The following is a 13,814-nucleotide window of genomic DNA, read 5'->3' on the forward strand; positions in this document are numbered from 1 at the left end:
ATGAGCCGATACTCATGCAACGGCTCATCTAAACTCAGTTATGCGATGGATAAACGCTCACGTATTTGATCCAAAGTACACTCATATTGAAGTTTACCATTTTCAAAGACTGTTTTTAGTGCTCCACCTTGTTCTTGTTCGGCTGTTTGCTCATCAAACAAGGTAAAACCATTTTCACTTTCTTCAATGCGTAATAGACCTTTCGCAGATTTTTTAACGCCTGAGTCAGTAATCGGGTCTTTGAACAACTCACGGCCTACCCCATTTACTTGCCCCCAAGTCGCTTTCACAGCAAACCCAAAGGTGTCGCGAGTTAAGTAGTTATAGGTAAAGCTGCCTATACCAAACACCAAATTGTTTGAAGCAAAACCTTTGGCTTCTAACCCTTCTAAAATGCGCTGCGCACGGTCTAGTGTAATCGAGTCACCATAAATTAAACCGACACGTTCATTAAGCACTTTATAGCCTTGGTCCGTGGTTGTACCACCAAACACTTCCCATAAACATTCAACTGCGCCTTTATATGCTGGGCTGCCGACTTCGGCGTCTGGGTCACCACAAATAATTTTAACTGGGTCACCAGAGTCTGGACGGAAAACCAATTTAGCCAAACCTAAAGCATTGGGTTGTCTTGCCAGAATTTCAGGTTTTAACGCTACTGTAAACTCGGTAATCACTCGCCAAAAGTCCCAAGTATCAGACACAATACTGACAACACCCGACGGATAAAGCTCACAGATTAAACGCTTAAATGTTTCTAGCTCACTGTCTTCTGTACCCATACACATCACACTGTGTTCGGTCGCTGGTACAGATACCCCAATCACACCTGTGGCATTGTAATATTCTTCTGCGTAGTCAATAGAAGCAACCGAGTCTGTTCCAATAAAACTGATTAAGTGGCCTACTCCTGATTGTGCAGCATCATAAATTCCACTCATACCACGGCTACTAAAATCATGTCCTTGCACAGGTACAAAATCGAGTGGTGCGCCAGTTTTTACGGCATATTGAGTTAACAAGCGTTTGTACTCATAGGCAATTGTAGCCGTAGTACAGCTTTTCCAAAGTTCAGCACTTAACACAGTTTCAATATAGTTGGTTAGCCAAAAGAAACGCGGGTCGGTATTAATTACGGTAAGCACGGGTACACGCATATTGACGCGACTGCCTTCTGGCAAAGCTTTAATGCGTAATGGTAAATAGCCCAAGTCATGTAATGCTTCAATGTGATCAACCGGCACAGCACCTTCACCTAATGAACTATCCATACGGCGTTTATAAGCAGCTACCACTTTGTCTTTAGGTTGCTTAAAAAAGCCTTCATTCCATGTATCAATTAAAAAATGTTTGATAAAACCCTGAAGACCAAAGAACACAACTTTATCATCGAAGTCAGGCAACATTTTAGCAAGTCGAGATGAACGCGGCGTAAAATTTGCGTACACGTACTCTGTACCTGCTGGATACTGACGTCTGTGATCCGCTTTATAAAAATCGATAGCGTTTAATGGATTAAGTTTAATCGTCATCTTTGTTCTCTTTATTCTGCTGCAAAAGCAATTACTGAAATTTTGTCTGATGGTTGTTGTGGAAAGCTGTCTGAGGTAAATAGCTGGTCAAGCAGCCCATCAAAAACCTCTATTCCTTTACTGAAAATACCGTGGGTCACATATAGAACGACCTTATGGCAATTGAGGCGACGCAGTTCTTTGGCAATACCAATAAAGGTTGCACCGCCGTCGCAAATGTCATCGGTAATGACCGCTGTGAGGCCTGATAAATCAGTCGCATGTACATATGTACCTAAAATTTTGCCAGTTATTGGATCACGTTTTTTATCGCAGTGAACAATAGTGATTGGTTGTTTGCGCTCAGAATTAAAAGCATCTGCGACCATTTGTGTGCGTGCTTTTGCGCCCTTGTCTGGGCAAACCAGTACTGTTTTTTCATCTTTTAACAATGTACTTAGCGCTTCACTCTTTGCGATGATGTCTACTGAACTAATGTTTACAACTTCGCTAAAAGAAGTATTGGCGGCGAGTAAGGCTGCCGTTACTTCACTATGACAGTCCCAAACAGTGATCTTGCCTTGTTTGCCCGCTTTTTTGTCAGCATTGATGTTGAGTAACCTGGTCATCACATCAAGCGAGAACGCTTGGCCTACTGCACAAATACGGTCCTGACGTGCATATGGAAAATACGGAACTTCTAGGTCAATGGTTAAACCCTGAGTCAGCAATATATTTTCAAGTAGTAAATAGTCCATCACATCGTGACTTGAGGCCATCTTTGCACGGACCAATACCTTGCCAGATAGTGAACCTAAGGTTGTCTCATCAATTTGAACATGACGCTCGCCACCAGAAAACTGCGTAAATTTCACTGGAATCTCATTTCTTGCCGCATCTAAAAGCTGGATAGCCATATCATCCTCTTTTTGTTTGATGACCTTCGATGAATATATAGTGGCACAAAGCCACTATATATTTCAAGTCTAATTTTTAAACTTTTTTCAAAGCCCTTTAAGACATAAAATTTGCAGTTTTAGAGCATTTAGAAATTCGATATTTAAGAGAGATGATTCTTCAATTAATTGAAATAAAAATTTAATTTACAAAAAGCATGACGAGTAGAACTATTATTAAAAGTAGCGGATATAACTTTGCCCGCCATAAATCAGGTAGTTTTGAAATAAATTTTTCTGAAAAATATAGCCCAATCCATGTTCCAGCAACCAAGAATAAAGCAGCTTCAAACCAGATGAGACCGATAAATCCGTTGGGTGTAGATTGCCAAATTGACAATACACAATAGGTCAGTGTTGCAGTTAAAGACAAAGGCAGCGTGAGAATATTTGCAATAGCCGCAGCCTCTGCCATAGAACTACCCCGCCGCCGTAATAAAGGAACCGTCATTACACTGCCACCCACACCTAAAAGTGCTGCAACCCAACCAATAATTCCCCCTTTAATGAGTTCACTGTTTTGTCCATAGTGTTGCTTTTGCCTTAAGGTCACTATAAACCCTGGTCGGTAATAACAATCTAGAATGGTTATGAATACATAGCCCATAAATATCCAGCGAAGCCAATTTCCATTAAACAATGAGGCCATTACCGCACCGACAATTCCACCAAGTGCAATACCACCCCACAAAAAGCGGATTTTTTGCCAATCTATATGTCCAGACCGATAGTGCCGAAAGACTGCAAAACTTGCCGAACACAGCATGACAAAAGCTGATGTAGCTACGGCGATTTGCATGGCATGTATGCCGATATTACTTTCATTACTCCACTTTTGAATAATGACTGTATAAAGCAAAGGTACAGCCACAAATCCGCCACCAAAGCCAAATAACCAAGTCGTTATGCCTGAAAGTAGTCCAAATAAAAATAGCTCATATAGCATGATTATCTTCCTCACGTTTATAGAGGCATGATATAAAATAGCTCTATGGCAAACTAACGTAGAAAAGCCATATTTTTATTTGTTTCAGCCAAAAATATATGCGTAATATTCCAATTAACGAGGTAGACCATCTACCTCAAGCGGTTCTAGCATTAGGGTCAGATTATCCTGCTGATACCTTGTTAGATACGCATAGCCATCGCCGTGCACAGTTCTTATATGCACCCGAAGGCCTCATGAAAGTTGAAACTGAAGATGGACAATGGCTCGTATTACCGTACAGCGGTGTATGGATACCGGCAGGCAAACCACATCAGGTATGGTTATCTAAAGTCAGTACTTATAGTTTGTATATAGAAGTGAGTAATGCCCCAAGACAAGCAAATTATTGCGAGGTTATACAAGTCTCGCCTTTGTTACATCAATTGCTCATTCAGGCAAATAAGTTATCCATTGATTACTCGCGCTCAGGCCGTGACAGCGCTCTTATCGATTTATTGTTATATGAATTAGAAGCTGCACCAGCCCTGCCTCTGTTTATTCCGCTGCCTAACAACACATTATTATCTAAACAGTGTGCTGAGTTTATGGAGCGTCCCGATATTCATAGCAGCCCTAAAGATTGGGCAAATGACCACAATAAAAGTGAACGAACTTTTCATCGTTGGTTTAAGTCTGAAACTGGCATGTCCTTTCAAGCTTGGCGTAATCGAGTCTGCATTATTTATGCTTTAAATGCCTTAAAAGAAAATATCTCGATTACGGAAATTGCTTTTAGTTTGGGCTATGAACACTCGGCAGCTTTTACCGCAATGTTCAGTAAAATTATGGGTTATCCACCTACCCATTTTCAAAAAAGATTCCATGCGTATGATAAAACGCTATAAAGATTTACTCATATGAATGGTGTCATAGGTCTCGATCCATTCGCGTTGAATAACCTCAAAACCTTGTAGAGTCCAAAACTCTTCAGCCGCCGGTAAAAATGGATGGGTATGCAAATACAAAGTCGTAATTTCACTGTTTTTGGCATGGCTAAACAACATGTCACATAGCTGGGTCGCGATGCCCTTACGGCGGTATTCAGGCAATACAAATAACTTAACCACCTCAACCGTATTGGACGGCAAATTTAAATCAAAACGATGGTCATACGCTCGATATGCAATCGTGCCAATAATGCGGTTTTGGTCTTTTACTGTAATGAAGCAGCCCAGTGGATCATGGACATAATGCTGCTCAAAATTTTGTAAATCTTTGGGGACTTGCCCATGATAAATTTCTGGGAATAAGAGCTGTCTTGTATAAAGCGCAAATTCTACCGCAGACACATAGTCTGATTTGTCTATTAACTGATAATTCAACATATTCATAGCCAAGAATGATCAGGTATCACAATGGTTTTGTCTTGAATCATGGCTTCATGAAACTCAACATCATAGACACTTTTTAAAAACTTAGGATCGGTTATTCGTGTTTTAGACTCAGGCTTAACCACTTCGTGTTGGCGCATAAAAAACAAATGGTCTGCAAATAAAAAAGCTAAATTGGGATCATGCATAATTGCAATCACCGTAAAATTTTGCCGCGACAACTGACGCAACTTTTTCATTAAATAAGACTGGTAATAAACATCGAGATGATTGGTTGGCTCATCGAGCAAAATGACTTTCGGTGCTTGCACTAAAATACGCGCAATCATAACCAATTGCCGTTCGCCACCCGATAGCTCGGTATAAGGACGGTCACGCAAATGCTCGATGTCTAAATCAAACAAAGCTTGGTCTACACGTTCCCAGTCTGACTTTGAAGGACGATATCGACTAAAAGCAGCACGCCCCGTAATCACCACATCTTTAACCAAAAATGGAAATACGGTTTTATGAAACTGCGGTAAAAAACCGAGTAATGCAGCACGATCTTTCCCTTTAAAGTCCGATAGTGGTTTTCCAGAGTAACGAATCAAGCCATCTTTTACAGGTTCTAGGCCAGCCATCAATTTAAACAGTGTCGATTTTCCGCAGCCATTACGCCCTAAAATCACTGAAAACTGATTTTCGGGAAACTCCAGATGAATATTTTTAAGAACCTGTTTGTGCCCATAGGCATAATTTAACTGATCAATTTGAATCATGCCCAATGAGTCCTCTGTGTTTTCATTAATAATAAGAAAAATGGCGCGCCAAGTAGCATGGTAAAAATACCAATTGGTATTTCAAATGTCAGTAAAACCCGAGAAAAGTTATCAATCAACAGTAGAAAACTGCCGCCCAACACCATATTGGCAGGAATACTGTAGCGATGATCTGGTCCAACCAACATTCTCACAATATGTGGCATAAACAGCCCATATAAACTAATAATGCCTGCCGCAGCCACAGAAGTTGACGTACATACAGTCACCAGAGCAATTAAAAGAAGTTGTTCCCACCTTGGATTAACACCAACTGCCTGCGCTTCTTCAGCACCAAGTGCCATTAAGTTTAAGCGCCAACGCATCGCAAACAATCCGGCAAGGCCAATACAAATCGGCAGCACGGCATATTGAACCTTTTGCCAAGACGCCTGATGTAAGTTGCCCATCGTCCATTGCACAATCGCTTGTAATTTAAATGGATCGCTTAGGTATTGAATAACCGTAAGCCCTGCTAAAAACAGTCCCGAAACAATCATGCCCGATAAAATTACCATCACTAAAGACGTCTGGCTTTCATGTTTTTGATGTGCAAATAAATACGTTAAGCCAACAGCACAAACGCCAAAAATAAAGGCTGATAGATTGGGTGAAAGCCAACTTAAAGAAAGTGCCAAGGCTGCACCGAACGCAGCGCCAGATGAAATACCAAGTACATAAGAATCAACCAATGGATTACGAAACAAGGCCTGCAAGCCATTACCTGCGGTTGCCAATGCAGCTCCCACCATAAAGGTCAGTAAAATTCTAGGCAGCCTGACATTTACTAAAATGTTTTGCATCAGCCTAAATTGTTCAGCGTCAAAATATGGTGTACCAAAGATCGCTTGTACACCCCACCGCAAATAATCCCATGCACTCAATGTTTGCGTAGGCCCAATGAGCAAAGAGATAAAAATCATGACGAAAGGTAATGGGTAAAACCAGTAATATTTCAGCTTTTCCATATTTATTGCACCAACGCTTCGGCAAGTTGCTCACCATACAACTTAGTTAAAATACGCTGTTGTAAAGCACTTACAGGTAAATCAGACTGTTCAGGATAAATACTGTGATTTAGATAAATCGCCGTAATAATGATTTTGATGGTGTGCGGGTTATATATAAATGCAGGACTCAAATTAAATACCTTTCGGTCTTGTACAGCGCTTAAACCTTGTAATTCTTTTCGTTCATAAATCAATTTAGGATTGGTATTCCAAAGCACAATATTGTCAGGGTTCCATTCAATGAGAGTCTCGGGATTTACATTAGGCTGGTTAGCAGCGGTCTGAACAATGTTGTACGCACCAGCGAGTTCAATAAAGTCATTGGTAATCGACTCTCGTCCAGAGGTAGAAAAAATTCGTCCACCAGACCAAGCATAGTAAATCGATTGTTTATTTGGCTGACGGGCCGTTTTGGCTGCGACTTCTGCCACCATTTCATCAGAGAAATTTAAAATTTCCTGAGCTCGCTTTTGGGCACCGCTCAGAATAGCAATTTCAGACAGCTCTTCTTTCACTTGTTTATAGGTGCCTGACTCCATCACATATACAGCAATGCCAAACTGCCGTAACAGTTCAATCGTTTGAGTCTGCCCGCTTCCTACAATTACCAGATCAGGCTTTAACAGCACCAGACTTTCAATTTTGGTTGCATTGGCTCCTTGCGAAGGTGCTGCAAGCTGTTTATTAGCAATGCGTTTATCTATTTTTGAATAGGCATTAAATAATAAAGGTTGAATGTATACTTCGGCAGGTATACCAATTACTTTGTCGCCTTGCCCTAGCATATAGAGGCTATCTAAACCCGACTCAAACAAAGAGACAATTCTTTGGGCAGGTTTGGCTACACAGACTTTTATATTTGTACTATCAAAGACACATATTGAATGAGAGGTTGAGTTTTCTTGAGTTTTTCTATTTTGCTCAGATGAGGAACATGCACATAGAATGAGTAAAGTGAGTAATGAAGCCAATAACTTCATTATGGCACCCCGTGCACAAATAGAGTGCAAAATAAAAAGATGTGTTTATTTAGTGCATTTTTCATGTGAAAAAAACACCATAAGAGAGCAAGACGTTTTGAATCATCATTTATACAGCAATCAAATTAAGTATGTTAGATAAGACCTTAGATAGTAAGCAAAAAAAACGCCAAATTTACCAACTAATAAAAACTATTTAATGATTGGGCAAAAAGTCTATAAAAGCGAGTCAAATAATTTAATCATGTTTATAGCGGTGAGCCTCGTGTTAGGACTCAGCTTACCTGTTTTTGGATTTAGTATTTTATTTAAGCTATTTATCTTTGCTATGCGTAAATATATACCTTCTAAATCATAGCGCTCGCATCAATTAACCTGATGGGCTGTGCACACATAGCTATAGTATGCACAGCTCAAATAATGTCTGAATTAATCTTCAGACAGTGTTTTCATATCAATCACAAAACGATACTTCACGTCGCTCTTTAGCATACGTTCAAAAGCTTCATTAATGTTTTGCATATTAATCATCTCTACTTCAGAAACGATATTATGCTCACCACAAAAATCGAGTAGTTCTTGTGTTTCTTTAATTCCACCAATAACCGAGCCTGCAATTGATTTTCTACCTAAAATCATAGGTACTGAATTTGCGCTAATTTCACCTAAATATCCAACTAATACAATGGTTCCATTTAAAGCTAAAGTTGGAATATAAGGCTTCAAATCATGGTTATAAGGCACAGTATCAACAATTAAATCAAATTGATTTAATACCGACTTCATTTGATTCTCATCTGTTGATAACACTACATGATGTGCGCCAAGTTGTTTTGCATCTTGTTCTTTGTTTGCTGAGCGAGTAAATAATGTCACTTCAGCGCCTAGAGCATTGGCAAGTTTAATTGCCATGTGTCCTAAACCACCTAAACCAACGACAGCAACTTTACTGCCCTTTCCAACATTCCAGTGACGTAGCGGTGACCATGTGGTAATACCCGCACAAAGTAGTGGTGGTACAGCTTGAGCATCCAGATTTTCAGGTACTTTTAATACAAAATCTTGACTACAGGTAATGCTTTGTGAATATCCACCATAAGTTGGGCGTTGGTCATGGCGATCTACGCCGCCATAAGTCTGGATGTTACCTTCTTCACAATATTGCTCGAGTCCCGAATGACAAGCAGAACAAGTACGGCATGAATCGACCATACAGCCAATGCCCACTAAATCACCAACTTTATACTTTGTGACTTTAGGACCAATTGAAGTAACACGTCCAACAATTTCATGGCCCGGAACTAATGGATAAGCACTAAATCCCCAATCGTTTTTAGCTTGATGTAGATCAGAGTGACAAACACCACAATACTCAATTTGAATGACAACATCATCTTCACGGGGGGTTCTACGTTCAAATTTAAACGGAACTAAAGGAGTTTCTGATGACAGCGCGGCATAACCTAAAACTTCAGTTGTCATATTTTTTCTCTCATGCTTAATGTAAATGAAGACGATTTTTTCGCTGGGAGCTCATTTAGAGCGATTGATTGTGAAAACTGGTCAATACATTTTGGAACCTTTGACCCACTTGCAGACTTACTTTTTCAGCAAGTATTTTCTGTATATTTTCAAATTGATGAGAACTAACACCTTGAGTCTTTGCAATATTAAGATGGGATTGAAGTTGGCTATCTACACCTTCTAGAGCCGAAAGCATGCTCAAAGTAGCAATCTCACGATCTTGCCAATTCAGCACATCCCTTGAAAAAATATCGCCAAAAAGATGAGCCTTTAAATACTCATCTATAGCTGGAGCAAACTCAAAAAGTGCACCTTTTACAGGTTGACCCACCAACTGAGTTTGATTCTGAGTACCTTGTAAAAGTGCCTGATAATCTTTCGGTAGAGTGCTGTTAGTCTTACCCTCTATGTCACGAATACCGCTTTCTTTACGCTGCTCTAGCACCTGCATAAATGTTGTAAGGGCATTCAAACTTCGAGGAAAACCTGCATAGGCATAGGTTTGAACTAAAACTTCCTTAATTTCTGCAATGGTTAACCCTAAATCTAAACCATCTTTTAATGATTGACTGAGTTTAGCTAGGTCACCATTTGCAGCATAGGCAGCAATCGGTATGATTGCCTGTTGCTGTTCGGATAAAGAATTTTGCATTTGTGTTATTTCCTTCTTTTGAGATAAAGGAAGCTGGACCATATGGGTAGCTGCATAAATCTGTTGATTCAGCGCCAACAAACTGATGGCTAGAAATAGGAACTTTATAATTTCAGTGGCCCGCCTCTTTATATTGCTCATCTGATACAGGCTCTAACCAGTCCACATTTTTGCCATGTTCATCAGTTGCAGTTAAAGCAAGATGTGTCATCGCAGAATTTCCACTTGCACCATGCCAATGTTTCACTCCAGGTGGACAATAAATCACATCTCCTACAGAAATTTTTTCCGCAGGTTTACCCCATTCTTGCACCAGTCCCTCTCCTTCTGTAACAATGAGATATTGCCCTTTAGGATGGGTATGCCAAAATGAACGGGCATTGGCATTAAAACTTACATAAGCACTGGAAGCATTTATACTGTCAGTAACATCAGTTAATGGTTTAATTGCAACTTGACCCGTGAAAATATTATCTAGGCCGGTAATTACCTGTTGTTGGTTGGCTTTTTTAACGGTTTGAAATGCTGTGACTGATTTTTTATCCATTGCGGGTACTCCCATTGAGATAAATAAACTGGTCACAAACGTGACTGCCTTAACATTCATCTTTTTTCCTAGATTGATACCAATGCCCTCAATTTAATGAGGGATGCAGGATTAAGCGTTGTTCAAACAGTATAAAAATGAAAGTTGTAAGGTGTTGTTCTATTCCTCTCACAGATTTGCCTAATCCTCCGAATTGTTGCACTTCTCACTATTTTTCTTATTTGAAATGCCTACAATAAAAATACAGAGGGTAATCGGTAGAATCTGAATGGCGAATAGGTCTAACCATAATCAAGAATTGGCTCAACTTGTCGATCAATGGACACGAGAAAAAGGCACATTCGAAACAGCTATTACGGGACTGACTTTATATCGTGCAGAGACATTGACCAAACCAAGTAGCAGCATGATGGATGCGAGTCTATGTATGATTGCTCAAGGCAAAAAACAGGTGATTCTTAGCGAAGAAACTTATACTTATGACTCTAACCATTTTCTTTTTACTGCAATTGACCTACCTGTAATTGCTCAAGTGCTTGAAGCTTCTGTTGAACAACCCTATCTCTCAATTGTGCTAAGGCTAGACCCATATTTACTTGCTCAAATCATGCTTGAGGCCCATATTCCCTTTAAAGATGTAAATACTGAGAAAAAAGGAATGGCTGTTGGAGTAGTCAATTCAGAGCTGAATGATGCTTTTATACGGTTAATAAAACTACTAGATACGCCACAAGACATTCCCATCTTGTCTCCTCTTATTATTAAGGAAATTTTTTATCGTTTATTGATGAGCCCGCAAGGCGATCGACTTAAACGTATTGTAGCGGCAGGCACTACAGGTCATCGAATTGTGAAGGCGATTGAATGGCTGAAAACAAATTTTGCGAAACCATTTAGTATTGAAGAACTGGCAAGCACAATGGGGATGAGTGCATCAAGTTTTCATCAACATTTTAGAGATATAACCTCAATGAGTCCCTTACAATATCAAAAGAGAATGAGATTGACCGAAGCACGGCGTTTATTAATGACCGAAGAATACGATATTTCATCTACCAGCATGCAAGTCGGTTATGAAAGCTTGTCCCAATTTTCCAGAGAATATAAACGCTTTTTTGGGGTTTCTCCGTCAGTAGATATTAAGAATATATAAAAGCAATAAACGTGGACTATTAAAAAATTAGTACCAGAAAAAAAGCGGTACTTGATTATGTCTATTCATCAAGTACCACTAAAATTAAAGCAATATTACACATGATTCATTCGTTCAAGCTCACGAATTAAACCAGAATGATCAAGCTCACCATCTCCGGCAGCAAGCATATTTTCAAATAATTGACTGACTTTTTGGGCTATAGGTAAATTCAACTCAAGCGATTTAGCATAGCTAACGGCTGTATGAATATCTTTATGCTGGTTTCGAGCTGTACCTCCCGGTTTAAAATCTCGATTTAACATACGTTCGCCATGCTGTTGCAAAATCGGAGAATCTGCAAAACCGCCTGTTAATGCTTGTTTGAGTTTTATCGGGTCTGCTCCTGCTTTACTGGCAAGCAATAAACCTTCACTCACGGTTGCAATGGTGGATGCGACTATCATTTGATTGACGAGTTTTGCCAGCATTCCACAGCCAGCATCTCCAACTAAAATTGGCCGCCCCATGGCAGATAGCACATATTCAGCATGTGAAAATGTTTGAGCATCGCCGCCAACCATAATCGCCAGACTTGCATTTTGAGCACCTTTTTCACCGCCAGAAACAGGTGCATCTAAATATCTAAGTCCTCTTTCTTTACATTTTTCACTTTGTGTCTTTGCAAATTCAACAGGTATCGAACTCATCACTATGACCGTGCTTTCGGGTTTTAGCTGTGAAATTGCACCACGTTCTTGAAATAAAATTTCATTACAGGTTTTTCCATCACTGAGCATACAAATCAGAAACTCTACATCTTTTCCGACTTGTTCAAGTTCACTACAAACATGAGCACCCGCCTCTTTTAAACTTTCTGCTTTAGATGAAGTTCGATTCCAGACCTTAACTTGATGACCAGCTTTTAATAAGTTCATGGCCATTGGCATTCCCATAATGCCAGTTCCAACAAAACCAATCCGAGCCATTATTTCATCTCCGTAGCAGTCCGCACTTTAAGTCGCTGTTGTTCTACTTTTAGGCTATCAGACTTTAACTTTGCCAAAAGCAGTAACCCTAAACCGCCCATGGCGACAAATCCTGCAATAGCAAGGAACGCTACTGTATAGGTGCCCGTGCTGGTATATAAATAGCCTGTTAAATATGGACCAGTAAAACCACTTAAATTACCTACAGAATTAATTAAGCCAATACCGGCTGCGGCACCCACTCCTGTTAAAGTTTGCCCAGGAATAGTCCAGAAGATGTTAATCGCACTAAATACACCAATTGCGAGCAAAATAAAGCCCACAATAATTGCCCACGGTTGATTCACAATTAAAGCAATCGCAATGGCTAACGCCGCCATAAGTGCTGCACAAGCACCGTGTTTATAACGCTCTTGTTTACGGTCAGAACGGCGGCTCCATAAAACCATACCAACCGCCGCAAATGCATATGGAATAGCGGTGAGTAAGCCATTTTGGATAAGGCTAATTTGCATACCAAAGGTGTTACGGAACGACTCTAAAACACTTGGTAAGAAGAAGAACATCGCATTTGAACCAGACGTAATTCCAAAATAAACAATTGCCATAATCCACACTAAAGGATTTTTAAACACTTGTTTAATGAGTTCACCTTTTGTTAAAGCAGCATCGGCAGATTGCTCTTTTTCTCTTTCTTCACGTTCTAGCGTATTCATGAGCCATTGGCGCTGCTCAGCTGTTAACCACTGTGCTTCTTTCGGGTTATTGGTTAAATATTTTAGACAGATTAATCCTAAAATAATGGAAGGAATCCCTTCTAAAACATACATCAAACGCCAGCCTTCATAGCCAATGGTATTGCCCCATTGCATAAGGCCGACCGAAATTGGCGCTCCAATAATTTGAGCAATTGGTAACCCTAAATAAAAGGTTGCAAAGACACGTGCACGATATTTAGCAGGAAACCATAAGGTTAAATAAAAAATAACCCCCGGAAAGAAACCCGCTTCTGCAATACCCAGTAAAAACCGTAAAATAATAAATTGAGTCCCACTATGGATAAATCCCATAAGCCCGGCAATAATTCCCCAAGTAATCATGATTCGGGCAATCCAGATCCGTGCACCAAACCGATGAAGTAAAACGTTACTCGGTACTTCTGCAATAAAGTAACCCAAGAAAAATACACCCGCCCCTAAACCAAAAATAGTTTGGGTGATTCCAATCGCATCATTCATATGTAGCGCAGCAAAACCAATATTGGTTCTGTCTAGAAAAGCCATAATGAATAAAATAATAAGAAACGGGATAATGCGACTCGAAATACGTTTAATTGTCTGCTCTTCGAGAGCAGTGACATTTTTGATATCTTCCATAATAACTCTCACATAAAT

At 39.9% G+C, this 13,814-nt stretch carries 14 protein-coding genes and 1 pseudogene; 3 read left to right on the forward strand and 12 right to left on the reverse strand.

Annotated features, from left to right (window positions below; translation table 11 throughout):
* Nucleotides 1-38 precede the first annotated feature (38 nt).
* From GO593_RS16735 to GO593_RS16745, 3 genes are all read right to left on the reverse strand, one after another.
* The gene (locus GO593_RS16735) at nt 39-1,532 is read right to left on the reverse strand and encodes a nicotinate phosphoribosyltransferase (protein WP_000152968.1); all 1,494 of its coding nucleotides are present in this window, start codon (nt 1,530-1,532) and stop codon (nt 39-41) included.
* An 11-nt stretch (nt 1,533-1,543) separates the two neighbouring features.
* The gene (locus tag GO593_RS16740; protein WP_001007512.1) at nt 1,544-2,428 is read right to left on the reverse strand and encodes a phosphoribosyltransferase family protein; all 885 of its coding nucleotides are present in this window, start codon (nt 2,426-2,428) and stop codon (nt 1,544-1,546) included.
* A gap of 181 nt (nt 2,429-2,609) precedes the next feature.
* Nucleotides 2,610-3,413, reverse strand: coding sequence for a sulfite exporter TauE/SafE family protein (locus GO593_RS16745; protein ID WP_000965116.1), 804 nt, complete (start codon nt 3,411-3,413; stop codon nt 2,610-2,612).
* A 98-nt stretch (nt 3,414-3,511) separates the two neighbouring features.
* On the opposite strand from GO593_RS16745, the gene GO593_RS16750 reads away from it, so the two are divergent.
* Nucleotides 3,512-4,300, forward strand: coding sequence for an AraC family transcriptional regulator (locus tag GO593_RS16750; protein ID WP_001244455.1), 789 nt, complete (start codon nt 3,512-3,514; stop codon nt 4,298-4,300).
* On the opposite strand, the gene GO593_RS16755 is transcribed toward GO593_RS16750, so the two are convergent.
* From GO593_RS16755 to GO593_RS16770, 4 genes are read right to left on the reverse strand one after another with little or no spacing between them, the layout of a single operon-like run.
* Nucleotides 4,295-4,786, reverse strand: a complete 492-nt coding sequence (locus GO593_RS16755; protein ID WP_001983797.1) for a GNAT family N-acetyltransferase — start codon at nt 4,784-4,786, stop codon at nt 4,295-4,297. The genes GO593_RS16750 and GO593_RS16755 overlap by 6 nt on opposite strands.
* Nucleotides 4,783-5,547, reverse strand: a complete 765-nt coding sequence (locus GO593_RS16760; protein WP_000614439.1) for an ABC transporter ATP-binding protein — start codon at nt 5,545-5,547, stop codon at nt 4,783-4,785. Before GO593_RS16760 ends, GO593_RS16755 begins: the two co-directional genes overlap by 4 nt.
* Nucleotides 5,544-6,554 (reverse strand): FecCD family ABC transporter permease, encoded by a 1,011-nt coding sequence (locus tag GO593_RS16765; RefSeq protein ID WP_000413224.1) that lies wholly within the window; start codon nt 6,552-6,554, stop codon nt 5,544-5,546. The genes GO593_RS16760 and GO593_RS16765 overlap by 4 nt, the downstream gene beginning before the upstream one ends.
* Nucleotides 6,555-6,556: 2 nt before the next feature.
* Complete coding sequence (locus tag GO593_RS16770) at nt 6,557-7,576, reverse strand: ABC transporter substrate-binding protein (RefSeq protein ID WP_000770275.1); 1,020 nt, start codon at nt 7,574-7,576, stop codon at nt 6,557-6,559.
* Between the two features lie 256 nt (nt 7,577-7,832).
* On the opposite strand from GO593_RS16770, the pseudogene GO593_RS19350 reads away from it, so the two are divergent.
* Nucleotides 7,833-7,934, forward strand: a pseudogene (locus tag GO593_RS19350) (hypothetical protein); the annotation flags it as partial.
* Between the two features lie 71 nt (nt 7,935-8,005).
* Here the strand turns inward: GO593_RS19350 and GO593_RS16775 are convergent.
* The 3 genes from GO593_RS16775 to GO593_RS16785 all read right to left on the reverse strand — a co-directional run bounded on the left by GO593_RS16775 (nt 8,006) and on the right by GO593_RS16785 (nt 10,359).
* A complete protein-coding gene (locus tag GO593_RS16775; RefSeq protein WP_000206303.1) occupies nt 8,006-9,058 on the reverse strand; it encodes an NAD(P)-dependent alcohol dehydrogenase in 1,053 nt (350 codons plus the stop codon).
* Nucleotides 9,059-9,113: 55 nt separating this feature from the next.
* A complete protein-coding gene (locus tag GO593_RS16780; protein ID WP_001181581.1) occupies nt 9,114-9,752 on the reverse strand; it encodes a carboxymuconolactone decarboxylase family protein in 639 nt (212 codons plus the stop codon).
* Between the two features lie 112 nt (nt 9,753-9,864).
* Nucleotides 9,865-10,359, reverse strand: coding sequence for a (R)-mandelonitrile lyase (locus tag GO593_RS16785; RefSeq protein ID WP_001989396.1), 495 nt, complete (start codon nt 10,357-10,359; stop codon nt 9,865-9,867).
* Between the two features lie 208 nt (nt 10,360-10,567).
* On the opposite strand from GO593_RS16785, the gene GO593_RS16790 reads away from it, so the two are divergent.
* Nucleotides 10,568-11,452: an AraC family transcriptional regulator gene (locus tag GO593_RS16790; protein WP_000013631.1), complete on the forward strand. Its 885-nt coding sequence runs from the start codon at nt 10,568-10,570 to the stop codon at nt 11,450-11,452.
* Nucleotides 11,453-11,547: 95 nt separating this feature from the next.
* Here the strand turns inward: GO593_RS16790 and GO593_RS16795 are convergent, their stop codons facing one another.
* On the reverse strand, nt 11,548-12,420 hold the full coding sequence (locus GO593_RS16795; RefSeq protein ID WP_000090985.1) for an NAD(P)-dependent oxidoreductase: 873 nt from the start codon (nt 12,418-12,420) through the stop codon (nt 11,548-11,550).
* Nucleotides 12,420-13,796, reverse strand: coding sequence for an MFS transporter (locus GO593_RS16800; protein ID WP_000389451.1), 1,377 nt, complete (start codon nt 13,794-13,796; stop codon nt 12,420-12,422). The genes GO593_RS16795 and GO593_RS16800 overlap by 1 nt, the downstream gene beginning before the upstream one ends.
* Between the last annotated feature and the right edge of the window lie 18 nt (nt 13,797-13,814).

The sequence above is a fragment of the Acinetobacter baumannii genome (assembly GCF_009759685.1).
In the GTDB taxonomy this organism is placed as follows: Bacteria; Pseudomonadota; Gammaproteobacteria; order Pseudomonadales; family Moraxellaceae; genus Acinetobacter; species Acinetobacter baumannii.